At 43.7% G+C, this 17,765-nt stretch carries 15 protein-coding genes and 1 tRNA gene; 5 read left to right on the forward strand and 11 right to left on the reverse strand.

All coding sequences use genetic code 11. The features are described from left to right. Positions 1-42: 42 nt before the first annotated feature. Positions 43-585 carry a glutathione peroxidase gene (locus D6853_RS11745; RefSeq protein ID WP_120658201.1) on the forward strand — a complete coding sequence of 181 codons (543 nt, stop codon included), beginning with the start codon at positions 43-45 and terminating at the stop codon, positions 583-585. A 4-nt stretch (positions 586-589) separates the two neighbouring features. Here D6853_RS11745 and D6853_RS11750 read toward each other — a convergent pair whose 3' ends face one another. Genes D6853_RS11750 through D6853_RS11760 form a run of 3 tightly spaced genes read right to left on the reverse strand, consistent with a single transcriptional unit; the run spans position 590 to position 4,504 of the window. Beyond that, positions 590-1,399 (reverse strand): YlmH/Sll1252 family protein, encoded by an 810-nt coding sequence (locus D6853_RS11750; protein WP_120658202.1) that lies wholly within the window; start codon positions 1,397-1,399, stop codon positions 590-592. Between the two features lie 57 nt (positions 1,400-1,456). Continuing rightward, a complete protein-coding gene (locus D6853_RS11755) occupies positions 1,457-1,969 on the reverse strand; it encodes an NUDIX hydrolase (protein ID WP_120658203.1) in 513 nt (170 codons plus the stop codon). Positions 1,970-2,017: 48 nt separating this feature from the next. Continuing rightward, positions 2,018-4,504, reverse strand: a complete 2,487-nt coding sequence (locus tag D6853_RS11760) for a clostripain-related cysteine peptidase (protein WP_120658204.1) — start codon at positions 4,502-4,504, stop codon at positions 2,018-2,020. 201 nt (positions 4,505-4,705) lie between these two features. Here D6853_RS11760 and D6853_RS11765 point away from each other — a divergent pair, with 201 nt between their 5' ends. Further along, complete coding sequence (locus D6853_RS11765; RefSeq protein WP_120658205.1) at positions 4,706-4,966, forward strand: GlsB/YeaQ/YmgE family stress response membrane protein; 261 nt, start codon at positions 4,706-4,708, stop codon at positions 4,964-4,966. A gap of 72 nt (positions 4,967-5,038) precedes the next feature. On the opposite strand, the gene D6853_RS11770 is transcribed toward D6853_RS11765, so the two are convergent. The 7 genes from D6853_RS11770 to D6853_RS11800 all read right to left on the reverse strand — a co-directional run bounded on the left by D6853_RS11770 (position 5,039) and on the right by D6853_RS11800 (position 14,039). After that, a complete protein-coding gene (locus D6853_RS11770) occupies positions 5,039-6,685 on the reverse strand; it encodes an ABC transporter ATP-binding protein (protein WP_120658206.1) in 1,647 nt (548 codons plus the stop codon). A gap of 2 nt (positions 6,686-6,687) precedes the next feature. Beyond that, complete coding sequence (locus D6853_RS11775; RefSeq protein WP_120658207.1) at positions 6,688-8,514, reverse strand: ABC transporter permease; 1,827 nt, start codon at positions 8,512-8,514, stop codon at positions 6,688-6,690. A gap of 77 nt (positions 8,515-8,591) precedes the next feature. Beyond that, positions 8,592-9,995: a hypothetical protein gene (locus D6853_RS11780; RefSeq protein ID WP_243108347.1), complete on the reverse strand. Its 1,404-nt coding sequence runs from the start codon at positions 9,993-9,995 to the stop codon at positions 8,592-8,594. 146 nt (positions 9,996-10,141) lie between these two features. Continuing rightward, positions 10,142-10,909, reverse strand: coding sequence for a response regulator transcription factor (locus D6853_RS11785; RefSeq protein WP_120658208.1), 768 nt, complete (start codon positions 10,907-10,909; stop codon positions 10,142-10,144). A gap of 21 nt (positions 10,910-10,930) precedes the next feature. After that, positions 10,931-12,634 (reverse strand): sensor histidine kinase, encoded by a 1,704-nt coding sequence (locus D6853_RS11790; protein ID WP_120658209.1) that lies wholly within the window; start codon positions 12,632-12,634, stop codon positions 10,931-10,933. A gap of 2 nt (positions 12,635-12,636) precedes the next feature. Continuing rightward, positions 12,637-13,692: an extracellular solute-binding protein gene (locus D6853_RS11795; protein ID WP_120658210.1), complete on the reverse strand. Its 1,056-nt coding sequence runs from the start codon at positions 13,690-13,692 to the stop codon at positions 12,637-12,639. Between the two features lie 2 nt (positions 13,693-13,694). Then, positions 13,695-14,039 (reverse strand): phenylpyruvate tautomerase MIF-related protein, encoded by a 345-nt coding sequence (locus D6853_RS11800; RefSeq protein WP_120658211.1) that lies wholly within the window; start codon positions 14,037-14,039, stop codon positions 13,695-13,697. A 175-nt stretch (positions 14,040-14,214) separates the two neighbouring features. On the opposite strand from D6853_RS11800, the gene D6853_RS11805 reads away from it, so the two are divergent. The 3 genes from D6853_RS11805 (at position 14,215) to D6853_RS11815 (ending at position 16,642) form a co-directional block, all read left to right on the forward strand. After that, positions 14,215-14,742: a hypothetical protein gene (locus D6853_RS11805; RefSeq protein WP_120658212.1), complete on the forward strand. Its 528-nt coding sequence runs from the start codon at positions 14,215-14,217 to the stop codon at positions 14,740-14,742. Positions 14,743-14,754: 12 nt separating this feature from the next. Next, complete coding sequence (locus D6853_RS11810) at positions 14,755-16,497, forward strand: carbon starvation CstA family protein (RefSeq protein ID WP_120658213.1); 1,743 nt, start codon at positions 14,755-14,757, stop codon at positions 16,495-16,497. Positions 16,498-16,568: 71 nt separating this feature from the next. Then, a tRNA-Arg gene (locus tag D6853_RS11815) sits at positions 16,569-16,642 on the forward strand. Positions 16,643-16,935: 293 nt separating this feature from the next. Here the strand turns inward: D6853_RS11815 and D6853_RS11820 are convergent. Then, on the reverse strand, positions 16,936-17,730 hold the full coding sequence (locus D6853_RS11820; RefSeq protein WP_120658214.1) for a TraX family protein: 795 nt from the start codon (positions 17,728-17,730) through the stop codon (positions 16,936-16,938). Between the last annotated feature and the right edge of the window lie 35 nt (positions 17,731-17,765).

Consider the following 17,765-nt stretch of genomic DNA (forward strand, 5'->3'; position numbering starts at 1 on the left):
AATGTTTGTTGTTTTTGTTTTATATTCACGGAGGTATTTACCATGAATTTTTATGATTATTCTGTTACCGATACAAACGGCAACGAGGTTAAACTCGATTCCTTCAAAGATAAGGTCGTGCTCGTTGTGAACACCGCTACAGGCTGCGGCTTTACTCCTCATTACAAAGATATCGAAGAAATGTATGAGAAGTTCCATGACAGAGGCTTTGAAGTTCTTGATATCCCCTGCACCCAGTTCGCGGGTCAGACTCCCGGAACCGATGAAGAGATTCATGAATTCTGCCAGCTTCATTACAACACCAAGTTCCCTCAGATGACCAAATCTGATGTAAACGGCGAGAATCAGCTTCCTTTATATGAATATCTCAAGTCTCAGAAGGGATTTGAGGGCTTCGGAAAAGGACCTGCTGCCCTTGCAATGAATGTAATGCTCAAGAAGATCGATAAAGATTACAAGAATAATCCCGACATAAAGTGGAACTTCACCAAGTTTGTTATAGATAGGAACGGCAACGTTGTTGCTCGTTTTGAGCCCACTCAGAAGATGTCCGATGTAGCTTCTTGCGTGGAAAAGCTCTTATAAACCGTTAGGCAAAAAGCTTTATCTTTACGAACAACCTGCCTTTCCTTGTTGTATTTGTGGTCCCCAGATATATAAACTTTCCGTGGCCTTTGGCAGACACCCTTGCGCCGGGTTTAAGATCATACCCGCCGCTATACGCCGTCTTTCCGTCGATAAACACTGACTCGGATTCTATCAGTTTCTGAGCCTCAGATCTGGAGAGATGATATACAAAGGCCAGAATTGCATCAATTCGTTCAGAAGCAACACTTCCGCTAACCTCCTCAAATCTGGGCTCCACATTGCAATCACTTACCTTTACCTTTTCACATTTTACCGAGGTGTGTCTGATGCGAATCAGCTCCTTGCAGAGCATTTCTGCAATGTCTGATGTCGCAAACAGATATGCCTCATTTTCATCTATAAGGATGTCTCCTATCTGATCACGCTCTATTCCGAGATTCATAACAGATCCAAGATAATCTCTGTGATTTAGATCATCCGCAAACTTTGCATTTACCGGCCTTATGCGTACACATTCAAGAACCGATGGTTCCTCTTTTTCTGCCAAAAGAAAACTCTCTTCGTCCAGGTAATCGGGTAAAAAACAGACCATAGCTCTCTCTGCTTCTTTTGCCCCGCCATAAACGACGAACCTGGCGCCGCAGTATATATTGCTGTTTGATGAGACTCCTTCACTTGCAAGTATCTGATAAAAGCAGGCAAGCTCCGACACCGAGAGAAAATCGGTGTGGGTGACAAAATTATTCATGTATGCCCTTGTTGCCAGATCTTTTATTCGACCTGCGAGGAAATCCCGTGTCTTTTCTTCCAAAACTTATAACCTCTTTAAATAATGCTGCGAGCGACCCGTGGGCCGCCCGCAGAGTAATTATTCGTCTATCTTATTAAGTATTGCTTTGTAATCCAGTTTTTTCCCATTAAGTACCGCTTCCTTAAGTCTGTCGTTTATGTCATAAGAAAGCTTTAGGGAAAAGAAATCTTTGCTGTCTTCCAGAAGCTTTAAAAAGATCTTGTCTCCGGCCCAGAGATTTAAATTGAATACATCACCCTTTTTGACCCATGAAAGTTCCCCTTCATCGCACTCTTTTGGCTCCGAGTCCGGGGCTTTTGCCGTGAACAGGGACATGAGCTCATAGTCGCCCTTATCGGAAATAAAAGTTACAACGGCCCTGTATTTTATCTTCTCTTCTTCGATATCATAGCCCGTCTCCTCGAAGATCTCTCTTTTTATGCAGTCCTCGGGACTTTCATTTTCCTCAAAATGACCGCCGACGCCAATCCACTTGTCTTTGTTTATGTCATTCTTTTTGGAAATCCTATGCATCATTAGGTACATGTCATCTCTTTCAAGATAACAAAGAGTTGTCAAACAGCGGTCCATGTAATTCTCCGAAATGTTTATTATGATCTGCCGGCCTTTTGGCGTTTATCAGTGCTCAAGTGCAGGTGTCCAGTAGTCCTGACCGAAGATGTCGGTAAAGCGATATGTCTCAAGCACTTTTCCCTCTCCAACGGATACGTTGCTGATCTCCATATCGGACATTTTGCCCTTTACTACCATCTGTTCTCCGAGGAGGTAACTATCTTGGTATTTCTTGTCATAAGTATAATAATCGCAGACAAAATCTATGGTATCGCCCTCTTCAAGCTCTGTGTAATTCTTGGCGATAGTCTCTGTCTCGTCGTCCTTGTAATCTCTTACCGCACCGGCAACATAGCCGTCTTCGTTCTGTGAATCAAACACGATGATAAGGTTTGAAGGCTCCTCGTTGAGAAGACAGGGAACGCGACCTGTTATCTGATATGCACTGCTGTCTCCCTGAACGTCGACAACATAGTAAGGAACAACCTGACCGTCGATCGCAAGCCATGTCTTGTCATTCTGTGACTTAAGGTTTCCTTTGTCATCAAACTCAAAGACATTATCCATTCCAAGGTCGATATAGCCCTCGCCGTCATCATAGAACATATTGAGTGCGAGGTTCTCAACTTTGGACCACTCATCCTCCGTCAAAGAAATTACATCTTCGCCGTTATCGTTGGTTGTCCAGATGAGTGCTTCGGGATCAAATCTGTTGTCTGCTATATACTGTGCGGTCTTTTCAATATCAAGGTCTCTTCCGAAGAAGTCTGTGTTTGAAGATGAAAGACCTGAAATGCTGCTAAAGTCACTTGAAAGGAAGGTTGAAAGGAGCTGTCCTATAAGCTCCGCTGAAGATCCGCCGCCTGAACTGCTTGGCATATCTCCGAAAAGAGACGGCATCGGGCTCTGCGTTCCGCCGCCTGCAACCTGTCCTGCGGTTCCGAGCTGCGCAAAGTTCTGAATGCACTTTGCATAATCTTCGTCCATTCCAATAACCTGGTAAGTATTTACCATCGAATCAACCTTACTTCCTGTCTTGTAAGGGAAGTAGATGGAAAGACCGTAGGCATTTGTCATGTTACTGCTTGTCTTATTGTATTTGATGGCACCGCGAAGAACTTCCGCAAGTTCCTTGGCTTCTTTTGTATCCATCTTGTTTGCGAAGTCGATAAGATCAACCTGATCTATCCTTGACTGCGCAAATTCCCTCGTGCTGCTTCTTGCCTTTGATACAGTAGCAAACTCATTTTGCTTGATAAGGTTTGTTGTATCCTTGGAGAAATCGGTAAGCTCCGAAGGAACCGTCTGCGAAAGCTCAGCAAGATCTATCATTGAGAGCGTTGTCTTTTGTCCGGGACATGTCTGAGCACACGCTGCCGTAAAGGAATCAATGATATTCTTACCTATATCAAGAGTATCCATTGATGTGTTGCTTCCAAATGCCGTAAGCCAATCCGTATAGTACCAGCCTACTCCGGGCTCCGTCTCCTCTGATGCGATGAGGTAATCCGCATAGTTGGAAACTACAAGAGCGTTCTCTACCGTTGCCATAAGGCATGTATCAAATCCGACAAAGTCAAAATTTACTCCGCCGTCTTTAAGTGCTGTGTTAATACCTGCAAGTGACATTGCTCCCGCTGAAACGAAGCGCTCATCATAGCCATAGCCGCCCGTTGATCCTCCGCCGTGATTCCAGAAAATAAGCTCATATCTGTCTGCGGGGAAATTCTTTGCAGACCATTTGATATATGACGAAAGAGTATCGGGCTTGGTCATCGGAAGGTTTCCGACATTATCAGCCAAAAGAGTCATCTTTCCGCCCTTGATCTGATAAATCTGGTTAGTTTGGCTGGATACAACGTTGTTCTGCCACTGTCTGCAGCCACCTGTGTATACAAGGAGGTTAATGTTATCTCCGAGGTTGGCCTTTAACATCTCCTGAAGATCCTTGGATGCCATGCCGCCTCTTGACTCAAGATCCGCTCCGCACATGTACATCATGATCGTAACGGTATCCTGTCCGTTTCCTTTGATAACAGTGCGTTTAGCTCTTGCCTTGGGATCAACCTCTCTGTTGAGAACACCGGTATTGGACTCGCCGCTCCATGCCGCAGAGCTTACATTTGCTCCCGAATATGAACCCATTCCGCCGCCAAAAAGCTGCGCAAGAGTAGAAAGACCCGAGCCCATCTGTGATGAGTCGCTTGGTGTCGTTGCAACGTTGGGTGTATTTCCCGTACCTGTTCCCTGCTGGGTTGTTACAGCCTGTCCCTGTCCCGGCGTAGTTCCTGTTGATGAACCGCCTCCAAGGAACGAGCCAAGTCCGCCGCCTCCACCGAGCACGAGTACCAATATGACTATTATCATGAAAAGAGGACTTCTTCCCGAAGAGCGTCTCATTCCGCCGTCATCACCCGAGGATTGCGGTCCCTGCGAATATCCTCCGCTCTGTCCAACAGGACCTGTACCCAGGCCTTCTCCTCTTTTATGGACACCTGTCCCACCTTCGGTAACTCTCTTTTTTCTTCCAACGGGTCTGTTATCGTTATCCATGTTATCCTCCAAAAAAGTTGATCATACACGCAAACCATAAATCATATATGATATACGGATTGCTCCGCTTTTTCTTTTTGCCCCTATATCATACATATTATCACAATTTTATGCTATATTTATCTATGAAATGACATGATTTAAGCGTTTATGCTATTATCATTTCAAAATAATAATTTAGGTTATAGGAGGAGCATAAAAATGTTCGCAGTAAGTTCTTTTGTTACATCTATTATCATGGCTATTATTATCGGCGGCATTGCAGGTTGGGCAGCAGGACAGATCATGAAGTCCAACGGAAGCCTTGTAAGAAATATTATTCTTGGTATTGTCGGTGCTTTTGTCGGTAATCTTGTTCTTGGACTCATCGGTATTCACGGTTCAGGTTTCCTTGGTTCGATAATCGTTTCAACCATTGGTGCCTGCATCGTTATCTACCTTGGAAGAGTTCTGTCCAAATAAGTTGGAATATAAAGCAATCTAAAAATGCGCTGTTCATATAAGAACAGCGCATTTTTTGCTAACGCAAATATCTTACATTTCCAGCTTACCTGCACAGATAAGCTTTCCGGAGCGGCGATCGAAGAGAAGGATATCGTTTCCGTTTATACTGATCTTCTCTTCCTGTCCGATCTTGTAGATAACTCCGCCGAAGATAACTCCCGTAAGGAGATACTCACCGATGCGAAGCTTAAGTGTTGACTCCATTCCGGTAGGCATCGCACCGTAAACGGTTGTGTCGAGCTTTCCGTTTGGATCTATGTCTATTGCCTCGGGACGAATGCCGATAACGAAATCTTCGTCTGTTATCACCGGCTCGTCCATGATGCTGTCATCCTCTTCCTCAACCTTTTGGATGTGATACTTAAATACCTCATCCTTGTTGCTCTTTTCAACAGCACCCTTTTTCATAAGTCTCTGTCTCTCAAGCTCGAGCTTATCCTCAGCTTCTTTATCTCTCTGAGCTCTCCACTCATCAAGGTTAAGACTTTCGTTCGGAACGAATCTTGCCTTGATTCCTCCGAGGATATCGAGAGAAACGCTTCCGTCTGCCTGCTGGCTTCCTTTTCCGTCAACAAAGTTCATTGAAGGATTTCCGACGAAATCTGCTACGAAAAGATTTGAAGGTCTGTTGTAAACTTCCAGAGGTGCCGCGTACTGCTGAAGAACGCCGTTGTTGATAAGGCAGATTCTTGTTGCAAGTGTCATGGCTTCCATCTGATCGTGTGTTACATATACGAAGGTGCTTCCTGTCTCGACATGAAGTCTTTGAAGCTCGTATCTCATCTCAAGACGAAGCTTGGCGTCAAGGTTTGACAAAGGCTCATCCATGAAAAGAACCTGTGGCTCGGGAGCAAGTGTACGTGCGATCGCAACCCTCTGCTGCTGTCCACCCGAAAGCTCCGCGGGATATCTGTCCATGAACATTCCGATCTTAACTATTCTTGAACAAGCTCTGACTCTTGAATCTATCTCTTCTTTTGAAAGCTTCCTTACTTCTTCGACAACTACTCCGTTCTTAACCACTTCGAATTTGTCATTAAGCTCTTTTGAATCCTTGCTGTATTTTTCTTTGATTGAAGAGAGCTTAGCCTCGTATTCGGAGAGCTTGGATTTTGCTGCCGCAGCTACATCCTGCGCCCCCTGAATATTTAATCCGTACAGTTCTTTTGCGGTAAAAATTGAAAGGCTGTAATTATCGATAAGCTTAACGTAAGCTTTGTTTTCATCAAGCTTTCCGTTCTTATCCCTGCACTCTTCCACAATTTCTTTTACCTTGTTACCGTTCTGAAGAGCTCTTATCATGTCGGCTGTCTGCTTAGCTTCGATATCAACGACGGGCATTTTCTCGTTGATGTTCTTAAGGCCGAATGCGATGTTCTCATATACGGTCATGTTTGGCCAGAGCGCGTAGTTCTGGAAAAGGAAGCCGACTCTTCTTTTGTTGGCGGGAACGTTGATGCCCGCATTAGAGTCAAACACAACCTTGTCTCCTATTGTGATCTTTCCTTCGGTCGGAGTCTCAAGACCTGCGATCATTCGAAGGATCGTAGTCTTACCGCAGCCCGAAGGTCCAAGTAGTGTGATAAAAGAGTTGTTTGGTATATTAAGGCTTACATTATCTACGCCAAAGAATTTTCCCCAGCGTTTTGTTATATTCTCTAAAATGATTTCCGGCATGATTACTTTCCTCCTATGCCACTGTCAAGGCTTGCGCCCGTCAGCTTATTAACCAGTGTGTTAAATACTAAGATTGTCACGATAAGTATCAGGTTGATCGCACTTGAGAATGCGTATAGTCCCATCTCATCGAAATAGTCGAGTGTTGTCGAAAGGATAAAGCCTTGCGTGCAGAGAAGAAGGAACAATGACAACTCTCGAAGGCACGTCATGAACGGAAGCAGATATCCGCTTATGATCGACGATTTCTGGATAGGAATGATGATTCTTGTCATTCTCTTTATCCAAGGTGTGTCCATGATGACCGCAGCCTCTTCAAGCTCGTTGCTTATCTGGAGCATGGAGTTAAGTGAGCTCCTCGATGCAAAAGGAATGTACTTAACCACACCTGCGATGATAAGCAGTGTGTATGTGTTAAAGAGGTTGATGTGCTCATTGGAGAACAGGATAAAGAATGCTGCTCCTACCGCTATTGATGGCATAAGGTAAGGCAAAAATGCCACGTTGTTAACGTAGTTGGCCCACTTGCTTCTTCTCTTTTTGGCAACTGCGTAGCCGATAAGTGTTCCGATGGTTCCTGCGATGAGTGCACAGACAACTGCAAGGAACAGGGTTCCGAAGAATGCATGCCATATTGTATTGTTATACAGAATTCCGGATTGTCCGTACATTCCGTTTTCAGTCACGTTTTCGTTTGTAACCCACCACTTTGTTGTAAGATGAGCCAAGTTTCCTGTGTAAAGGAAGCTGTAATCACCGGGGTTGGGAAGGAAGGTCTCAAGTGCAAAAAGAACTATCGGCCAAATACTTGTAAAGAATGTAATGAGAATAAATACGATTCCCACAATGTATTTTCCCATCTTTCCGATGGTGAGCTTTGTGAGCTGTCCGGATTTTCCGGTAACCGTTGTATAGTTCTTGCGACTCTTTAAGCTCATCTGGTTCATTCCAAGGATCAGCACACCGAATACCATCATGATGATCGCAAGGATACTTGCCTCACCTGTATAGGTGCTGTTCATTGAAATGTACTTGGTTGAAAGTGTTGTAAGGTTTAAGTAGTGCGGAACGGGATAGCTTCCCATTGCGCTTCCGAATACCAAAAGTATTGTTGAGAGAATGGCTGGCTTGATCATGGGAAGCGTTACTTTGAACATTATCTTCCACTTGGGTGTATCAAGAATTGTTGCCGCCTCTTCAAGGTTTGCATCCATGTTCTTGAATATTCCGCCGATCAGGATGTAAGCAAAGGGTGCATAGTGTAGGCCGAGTACCATTGCGCTTGGGAATACTCCCTGACACCACCATGTCGGGAAATAAACATGGAATATCGCTGCGAGAAGTCCGTCACTTGTTCCCGTCACTTTGTTGGAATAGAACATGTGCTGCCATACTACAGCGAGTGTCCACTGCGGCATGATATAAGGGAAAATAAAGATCGAACTTAAATATTTTTTGAATTTCATGTCGGTCCTTGTTACCAAGAAGGCAAAAAGGCCGCCGAACAAGATCGATATCACACAAGTAAGAACCGAAAGGATCACTGTGTTAAGAAGCGGTGTCCACAGATTGGCTCTGGCCAGTCTGCTGGTGAAAAGGTCGATGTAGTTTACTATCGTATAGCCCGAAACTTTTTTGGTCAGATGCTGATCGATCGTTCCGGGATGGATACTGAACGTATCTTTTACAATTGCTATGATAGGTGCGACAGTACTAAAGGTTAAAACAATCCCAAACAGCAAAAGTATTATGTTCTGAGGTTGGGAAAACCAAGTCTTTACCTTATTTTTGAAAATCGCACTTTTGTCTGGTTTTGCGATTGCTTGCATTTTTTACCTCTTTTCCTTAAAAGGGGATGCCACCTCTTTTTATAAAAGCGGCATCCCTTTTGTTATTTAACTAAGGATCACTCTCCGGGTGCATAGTGGTCGAGAACGTCGATCCAGCTTCCTACTGAGAAGGATACTTCTGAACAATATACGGGATCCTCAAGTACGAGCTCTCCGTTTGTTGTCCACCAGTCATATCCGCGGTCGTTCTTTGCAGGGAACTCATCTCCGCCGCCCTGTGAGTGATGGAATGTAGCTTCGATCTCTTCTGCAACCTTAGGATTGGATGAATATCCGCCCATGTCTTTGCCCCATGCTTCAAATCCCTGCTCTGTGCAAGTCATGAAAGCGATGAATGCGCATGATGTCCAAGGAAGAGGACTGTTCTTTGTAAGGAAGAGGTAGTGGCAATAGCCGTATCCGCCGATTCCTGTGTAGCCGTCTTCGTATGCTGCAACTTTGATGTTGTTAACAGATACTGTTGCTGACTCTTCTACAGAGCGAAGCTTGGAGTAAACAAGAAGTCCTGCCTGATCCTTTGCGGATGCATCTACAAGTGTGTTGCAGATAGGGCCGTCATCTGTCTGCTCGTTGTAGCTGTTAACCCAGAGCTTGATCCATGCAAGAGCGTATGCTCCGTTTGCGCCAAGACCAAGGTCGTTGGCGTCAGCCTGCATAGCCTTGATTGTAGGCTCGAAGTATGCCTTCTTGGTATCGTCGAGCTTGTCGTAAGCTTCTTTGAGCCATGTAGCGTACTTGTCTTCTGTGAGCATCATAAGGAAGTTCTTTCCTACGATCTCGGAATCAACACCCATGAAAAGAGGATGTGCTCCGTCATATACGAAGTCCCAACAGTTGTTGTATGTTGCGCTTCCTGTGCTGTTGTACATAAATACCTTGTTAAGTGTCTGAAGAGGAAGGAATCCCTCATAAGAATCCGCAGACGTATTATTTGCTTCAGCCCACTCCTTAGGAATAAAGGTCTTTAAGATATCTGTGTCGACCATCTTGGACTGAATCTGATTTCCGTCCTGGATAAGTGTCATAGCGAATGTACCTTCGCTCTTAAGTGAATCTGATGTGAGCTGCTCGAAGATCTTGTTGTTCTTGGGCTGCTGCCACTCAAATTCCATTGAATATGAAGAATCGATTGACTGTAAGTACTCAATAAATAACGGAAGAGCTGATTTTCCGCGGCTGGAATTACCTACGCCGTAGAATGTCTTGCCGTTAGACTCTTCAATAGCCTTAGCTGCAAGTTCTTCCATTGTCATTGTCTCTGCCTCTGCGATGATGGCATCAATGCCTGTAAGCTCAGCTGCGGGAGCTGCGCTGTCTGCTGCTGTGTCAGCAGGTGCGTCTGCCTCAGGTGCTGCCTGATCGCCTGCAGGTGCTGTGTTTGCTGCTGTATTTCCGCAGCCTGCGAGAGCCGTTACTACCATTGTGAATGTCAGAATAGCTGATAATACTTTCTTTTTCACGTTTCTTCCTCCTTTGATTCCAATTAAAAAATGGATGCATCAAGCGTGTGTTTACTTGATACATCCATTTTAGTTATGCATATTAATCATTTATATAAGACAAATCTGATATTATTTGTTGAATAATGACATCTTTCGTTTTTGGCTTATTCAAGCCCTTTTGCCTGGTAATCCGAGGGAGATTTTCCGACCAGTTTTTTAAACGTGTTGGAAAAATATGCTATATCCTGATATCCAACCTTCTCGGCAACTTCATACACTTTGACCTGAACGTTCTTAAGATGGTTCATGGCTTTTCTTATGCGATATCTTGTGAGGTAGTTTCCGATACTGATGTCTGTCTCCGCCTTAAAAAGTCTGCTGATATGACCTTCGCTCACGCCCATGGACTCCGCAAGTTTTCCAAGCGCAAAATCCGCATCCGAAAAATGATTTTCGATGTATTCAATCGCGCTCTGAACGTACCTGTTTGAGATGTCCTCTTTTTTCTTAAGATTTATAAGCTCATCTTCTAGCTGGGCATCGTCTGCATTCGAAGTCATCGGATGAAGGTGAAGGAGCTTTTGAACGGAGCCTTCGAGCTCACCGTCCTTAAAGGGTTTCAAAAGATAATCCGAAACGCCGAGTTTTATCGCTGCTCTTGCATACTCAAATTCATCATATGCCGTAAGGAATATTATCTTGGTATTGGGAAATCTTTCGTGAATCTTTTCCGCAAGTTCTATTCCTGTCATCTTGGGCATCTTGATGTCTGAGATTATAAGATCCGGTCTGTGCTTGATCGCCAGCTCATACGCCATCTCGCCGTTGGATGCCTCAGCCACAACTTCGCAGCCGATAAGGTCCCAGTCGGTTTCCGTTATTATGCCTTGCCTTACATATTTTTCATCATCTACTATCATTACCGATGTCATCGTTTTCTCTTTTCTCCATTGTTATGGCTGATCCTCTGAGTAGGGAAGCGTTACTATCATTACGGTTCCGCCCTCGGATGGCCTAAATGCCATGACTCCGTATTCTTTTCCGTAGTACAATCTTATGATTGTGTTGACATTGTTTAGTCCAAGGTGCCCTTTTAATGTTTCAACATCGTCGTTGTTGAGCGCATTGAGCATCTCATCGCTGATTCCTTTTCCGTTATCCTGAACGGATATCTTAAGAAGGTTGTTTCCGTTTGCGGTGTCGTGAACCGCGGCAACGTAAATATGTCCGTCGTCCATCTCTTCCATTCCGTGGATGATGGCGTTTTCAACGATAGGCTGCAATATCAGTTTTGGAATGACTGCGTTCATAACATCTTCCGGCACATCTATCGTTATGTCAAATTTATCATCAAATCTTATCTTCTGAATATCGCAGTAATTCTGAACAAGTTCAAGCTCATTTGATAATTTGCAGAACTGTTTTTCGGAAATTCCCGTCCTTAGTATTCCCGCAAGTGACGAAGAAAGAGTGGCTACTTCGTTTACTCCGTGCGCCTTGGCAACCCACTTTATGGTATCGAGGGTATTATAAAGAAAATGCGGATTTAACTGCGCCTGCATCATCTTTATTCTTGTCTCGTTTACGTTTCTTTCAGCCTCGACTCTCTCTTCCATCGTGGTCTTAAGCTGCGTGGTCATTTTGTTAAAGCCCGTCGCGAGCTGCTCGAATTCATCGTCTCTTTCAAGCTCTATCTTTGTATCAAAATCACCTTTTCTAAATCTCTTCATTGCTGAAGAAAGCGCTGCTATCGGCTTTGAGAAGTACTCGCTCATCCTCGATGCGACCAACAAGCATACAAGTACGCTTATGATAGAGAGTATAACGACGATCTGGTATCCGGCTCTTGCCGCTCCTTCGCCTAGCGCGGGCGGTGTAACATATATGCACAAAAGACCTGTATCCGCAAGCTCCGTGATATATATGTTGTTTGTGCTTCCGAATGTATATTTCTGTCCTATAAGGAAATTCTTCCTGATTCCGGAAAGCTCGCTTCCGTCTTCCGCCGTTCCAAGCAAACATATGGGTCTTAAGAAACCTGTTGTCAGCATGAGACCGTCTTTGGAATTAATCTCTTTGCTAAGTCTCTCTTTTACCGCGTTTTGTTCTATTCTTATTACAATATATCCGTTCTCAACGCCTTCCGTGATCTGTCTTGCCATCAAAAGAGCCGCTCCTCTTTCCGATGAGGATCTCGGATCAAGCGAATAGACGGTTTTTCCTTTTTGAGTTTGTGCCTGTCCAAGAACTGAATAATTCTGGGGAAGATCTTTGCTTCCCGTATCTGTCCATGTGCTGTAAAGGCACCGGCCGCCCTTGTATATTCCGACTCCCGCAAAATCTCTTATCCCTCTTGAGGCTTCGTAGAGAGATGTGTATATATCAAGAGAATTGGCGTAGTCGTTTTCAATCGTCGCTTTTATGACTCTGCTATTTGAGAGCTTATCAAGCGCTTCCTCGGACATCTTGAGGTCGCTTTCCATATTCTTTTTTATCACGGAAAACTGATCGAGATCTCTTTTTTCATAATCGGAAGACAGTTTTGTAAGGAATCCCTGTATCGTAAGTATTCCGCCGATGATGACAAGTGCAAGTGTTACGGTCAGGAATATCACAAATATCTGCCTTTTGAAGGACTGTTTTATCACACCTTTCATACTCAGTCCTCCCCGCCTTCAAGCTCATTCCAGATCTTGAACACTTCTTCCTCTTTGGCCGCCGACTCTTTTATATCCAATCTTATAAAAGAAGCTTCTCCAAAATCTTTGGTAAGTTCAACGTCTTTTCGCACGGGTCTTCTGTAGAAGTTTTCCATTGCGTATTTCTGCGTATCGTAGCCGACAACAAAGTCTATGAATTTTCCGGCATTGTAGCTGTGCGGCGCATTCTTTACCATCGCACATCCGTCGGGAATGGCGCTGGTTCCGTCTTCGGGATAGATAAGTGCTATGTCGTATCCGAGCGCCATGTATTTCTTGGCTGTCTCTTCGAGCGTTATTCCTATAAGAAACGTTCCGTCGGAAACATCGGGAATAACTTCTCCCGAAGAATCAAGGATGTTTCCTCCGAGCTGCTCGTAAAATCTTGGCACCAGTTCTTTTGACTCTTCTCCGAGTATCTGTTCCATGGTAAAAAGAATGGTATAGCTGGTTCCGGAATTTTTAATGTCGGCAAATGCAATCTGACCTTTCCATTTCTCGTCAAAAAGATCGCTCCATTTTCTTGGAACTTCACTGGGACGGACAAGCTTTTTATTATAGATAAATACTATCGGTAGCTCCGTGAAGACCGTCCAGGAATTATCGAAAGCAGCGTAGGTTCTATCGAGCGCCTCACTACTCTCTACCTTATATGGCATGAAAAGATCTTTCTGCGCTTCGAAGCTTTCGATTCCGCCGCCAAACATGATGTCACACTCTCCGTTTTCGGAAGCTTCTCTCGCCTGTCTCATCATCTCGGTTGTTCCGCCTGCGTGAACGTCGACCCAGATGCCGGTCCGGCTCTCGAATTCTCGGATGATGGGAAGGTAGACTTCTTCTTTATGCGACGTGTACACTATAAGCTGGTTGTCTTCCGGGACGGCATATTTCTGCGATATGTACTCAATGCTTTTGTCCCTTGTGCTTTGCGCGCATGCCGAAAGCAGCAGTGTTACCACTGCTGTCAGAAGTGCTATCGCCGGCTTATGTAAATGTCTGATTACTTTTTCATACACTTTTAGAAGTTACTTCCGTTCCATCCCCAGTCGTCTGCGGGAGTATATTTTACGTATATATTATCGGGCGCGATTGAAAGAACCTGTCCGAATATTTCCGTTATCTTGGCTGTGAGTTTATTAAAGGCATCTTTATTGGGTCCGCCAAACACCATTACTTCTACAAATGCCATGGGCTTTGAATTGTCGCCTTTGAAATAAAGATGGTATCCGTCTTCAAATCCTGTCATGAGCCAGCTTTCGCTCTTTCCGGGGATTATCGAGATGGCCTGTCCGAGCTTTTCCTTAAGCTCTTTTTCCTGATCGGGTGTAATCTTAACGCTTATCTTTGAGTTTATAAAAGGCATTTTCTTTTCTCCTGTATTTTTTTATTTTCATTTTACTCACTTTTTTTGTACATTACAAAATTAATGTTTTATCCATGATATTAATTTTGTTATCTTGCAATCACACGTTATCGTGGTAAAGTAAAAAGTGGACTATCTTTTCCACATCCATAAATTTGACCTGAAAGGTGATGAGATGATTTCATCAGACATGTATTTGAAGGAGCTTCTGCTCCGATATCAGGCAAGTTTCGATATCACAGAAAACTTTACTATAGGAGATTGTACATTTCCTGCATATGCATGGTTTCATTCTCTGAGCGAGAAATACGTTCTTAAGAGAGAAGCTCAGCTTTGGGCTGTCACGATTTTCGAGCACGTCTTTTTTATAAAAAAAGAGTCCGTTGATCGCGCCGATCTTGAGAAGCTGCTCGATTTAATAAGGGAGTCGATCGAGCCTGTTCTCGTTAGGAAAAATGAAAAATACCCGGAGAAGGACCATATGTGTTCTTATCTGACTTTTGTCATTATCAGTGATAAAGCTCCTGATGCTACCACACAAAAGGCTATCAAGAGATTTAAGTTTGATAAGGGTTACCTCTTTAATTTCAGAGGACACAGCGAAGCCAGGCTTGCGGTCACATCGACCGATACGCAGGAAGTGTTCACAAATTATGGCGGAAAAGAGCTAAAAAGTATGTTGTGTGATATCTACAAAAATTAGGAGGAAAAAAGTATGAATGCAGCAGTATTATTAATCATCAGCATTGTCGTTCTTGCTGTGGGATATGTTCTCTACGGCGGATGGCTTGCTAAACAGTGGGGTGTTGATCCCAGTCGTAAGACACCTGCACATGAGCTTGAGGACGGTCTTGACTATGTTCCCGCCAAAGCGCCTGTGCTTATGGGTCACCACTTCTCATCAATCGCCGGAGCAGGCCCTATCAACGGACCTATTCAGGCAGCCGTTTTCGGATGGGTTCCTGTTCTTTTATGGGTACTTATCGGCGGTATCTTCTTTGGTGGCGTACATGATTTCGGAGCTCTTTTTGCTTCACTTCGTCACAAGGGTCAGTCAATCGGTGAGATCATCGATGATTCAATGGGTAAGACAGCAAAGAAGCTGTTCATCACATTTGGCTACCTTACACTTCTTCTTGTAGTTGCAGCTTTCTCATCGATCGTTGCTAGTACTTTCGGTGTTACGACAGCCGCAGGTGCCGCAGTTGAAGGTGCTACTTTGGCAGCTAACCAGTCAACAGCCATGATCTCTATTTTATTCATTCTTTTGGCTATCGTTTTTGGTTTCTTTGTATACAGAAAGAACGCTCCTATCGGAATCTCTTCCGTTATCGGATGCGTTGGCATTATTGCCGTAGTTTTCATCGGACTTAACTTCCACCCCATTGCACTTACTTACAATCAATGGATGTGGATTCTCGGAGCATATATCCTTATAGCTTCCGTAACTCCTGTCTGGATTCTTCTTCAGCCTAGAGATTACCTTAGCTCATTCCTTCTTTATTTCATGATCGGCGCTGGTATAATTGCTATTATCGGTGCTACGGTTACAGGTCATGGAAGCTTCGCTATCCCTGCTATGGGAGATGCAGCTCTTAAGGGAACAGGCGTATTCACAACAGGTACTGCTTTCCCTGCTCTTTTCGTAACCATCGCTTGTGGTGCTATTTCAGGATTCCACTCACTTGTTTCTTCAGGTACAACCGCTAAGCAGCTTGATAACGAGAAGGATGCTAAGCCCGTTGCTTTCGGTTCAATGCTTATTGAATGTATCGTTGCCGTTATCTCTCTTTGCGCTATCGGCTTTGTATGGGTTGCCGCTTCAGACGGAACATACGCAAGCCCTACACAGGTATTCGCAGGCGGTCTTTCAGCAATGATTGGTTCTTTCGCACCCGGCATGCAGGATATCATGTATCAGCTTCTTATCCTTGCTGTTTCTGTATTCTGTCTCACATCACTTGATACAGCTACTCGTCTTGCAAGATACATGTTGCAGGAGTTCTTCGTAGAGAATGGACAGACAGCAAAAGATCTTACAGGCTATAAGAAAGTTATCGCTAATCCTTATGTTGCAACAGCAATCACCGTTGTACTTGGCGTAAGCCTTGGTATGACAGGATACACCAAGATCTGGCCTCTCTTCGGAGCAGCTAACCAGCTTCTTGCAGCTATCGGACTTCTTGCAGTTTGCACATGGCTTGGCGCTGTAGGAAAGAACAACAAGATGTTCTATATTCCTATGACTTTCATGCTTGCTGTTACAATCTGCTCACTTGTTCAAACAATCAAGGCTAAGCTTACTGCTTACACAACAGGCGCTGCTGATATTTGGGCTCTTATCCAGGCTCTCATCGCAGTTCTCCTCGTTGTTCTTTCTATCATCCTTGCTGTTATCGCAGGAAAGACTCTTGTTAAACAGTTCAAAGAAAAGAATAAGGGTAACGCAGCAGCATAAAAATACCAGCTCATCAGCCTCATCTCATTTATTGATTTGAGGCTGATTTTATGCTAATATACATAAGTCATGTTTCCGTAGCTCAGCAGGATAGAGCGTCCGCCTCCTAAGCGGAAGGTCGTGCGTTCGAATCGCATCGGGAACATTATTTCAGGCCGGCAGTCTATCGCTGCCGACCAAAACGCACAAGGTCGTGCGTTCGAATCGCATCGGGAACACTCGCGAAAGCTATAAGCCATGCAAAAAAGGATACATAAAGCTCGACGGGAATTTACTCACGAGAGAGCTTTTATGTATCCTTTTTTATAGGGCGCCAGCCCGTGGAGAAGGAAGCCTTGCTTCCTTTTCCGCGCATGGCCATGTTTCTACATGGCTGAATTCATGCATTGCTACCATAAAAAAGAAAGCCTTTGTTTGAGGCTTTCTTTTTTATTCCTATTATAATTTCTCAATCATAAAACGCGCTATGATAAGGATCCATATATGAAGCGGGAAAAATACGTAGAACAGATACTTGGTAAACTTGGTGTTTTTTCCTCTTTCGCCATTATAAGCAAGTATGAATGGTATGACTGTAAAAACAGCCCATTCGCTGTCCATACACAATCTGTTATAAAGAGATACGCCCATTTCTGCATCTATAGTGAAGTGCGTTTTAAGGGCCATTATGAATAAGAGCAAGCTGTAAATAAATATACCGATACATTGCTTATTTTTTCTTCCATAGAAGGCCCATATAATAATGGGCATCGGTAAAAATACAATTAAACCTCCTGCGAGAAGAGATGCAAATGCAATTACTATCGCAAGTAGAACATTAATAATTATATGGTTTTTGCGTTTAATATTATCCAAACACCATATAAAGGCGAACATAAGCGCAAGCAACGTAAAAATATTATAATCCACTAAGAACGTTATATAACTATATTTAGTAAAATAAGTTTTGTCGAAAAACTGGTAAATAATAGTGGTGCCGGCGAACATGATCAATGCTGCAGTAACAAGCCTTAGCAGGTATTTTATACGGCTGCGCGTGTGATAAAATCCATCTATCATAAGGTATATGAATAATGGCCAAACAAATCGTGTGATCAAAGATATCCAACCCGGCATAAGCGGCCAATTTAAATTATCATATGCCGCATAACTAAAAATCGAATAAATATGATCCAGTAACATAAAAGGTATTGCAATTAGTTTTAATTTATAAGCGTCTAATCCTCTTTCCATTTTTTCTCCTTTTTGCGTTATTGCTTATTCATTCC

The sequence above is a fragment of the Butyrivibrio sp. X503 genome, assembly GCF_003625475.1.
Classification (GTDB): domain Bacteria; phylum Bacillota; class Clostridia; order Lachnospirales; family Lachnospiraceae; genus Butyrivibrio.

Excerpts from the sequence above, each read along its gene's own strand:
- D6853_RS11805 (WP_120658212.1), top strand. The coding sequence starts at position 14,215 with ATGATTTCATCAGACATGTATTTGAAGGAGCTTCTGCTCCGATATCAG.
- D6853_RS11800 (WP_120658211.1), bottom strand. The coding sequence starts at position 14,039 with ATGCCTTTTATAAACTCAAAGATAAGCGTTAAGATTACACCCGATCAG.
- D6853_RS11785 (WP_120658208.1), bottom strand. The coding sequence starts at position 10,909 with ATGACATCGGTAATGATAGTAGATGATGAAAAATATGTAAGGCAAGGC.
- D6853_RS11765 (WP_120658205.1), top strand. The coding sequence starts at position 4,706 with ATGTTCGCAGTAAGTTCTTTTGTTACATCTATTATCATGGCTATTATT.
- D6853_RS11770 (WP_120658206.1), bottom strand. The coding sequence starts at position 6,685 with ATGCCGGAAATCATTTTAGAGAATATAACAAAACGCTGGGGAAAATTC.
- D6853_RS11755 (WP_120658203.1), bottom strand. The coding sequence starts at position 1,969 with ATGGACCGCTGTTTGACAACTCTTTGTTATCTTGAAAGAGATGACATG.
- D6853_RS11790 (WP_120658209.1), bottom strand. The coding sequence starts at position 12,634 with ATGAAAGGTGTGATAAAACAGTCCTTCAAAAGGCAGATATTTGTGATA.
- D6853_RS11775 (WP_120658207.1), bottom strand. The coding sequence starts at position 8,514 with ATGCAAGCAATCGCAAAACCAGACAAAAGTGCGATTTTCAAAAATAAG.
- D6853_RS11810 (WP_120658213.1), top strand. The coding sequence starts at position 14,755 with ATGAATGCAGCAGTATTATTAATCATCAGCATTGTCGTTCTTGCTGTG.
- D6853_RS11760 (WP_120658204.1), bottom strand. The coding sequence starts at position 4,504 with ATGGATAACGATAACAGACCCGTTGGAAGAAAAAAGAGAGTTACCGAA.
- D6853_RS11820 (WP_120658214.1), bottom strand. The coding sequence starts at position 17,730 with ATGGAAAGAGGATTAGACGCTTATAAATTAAAACTAATTGCAATACCT.
- D6853_RS11745 (WP_120658201.1), top strand. The coding sequence starts at position 43 with ATGAATTTTTATGATTATTCTGTTACCGATACAAACGGCAACGAGGTT.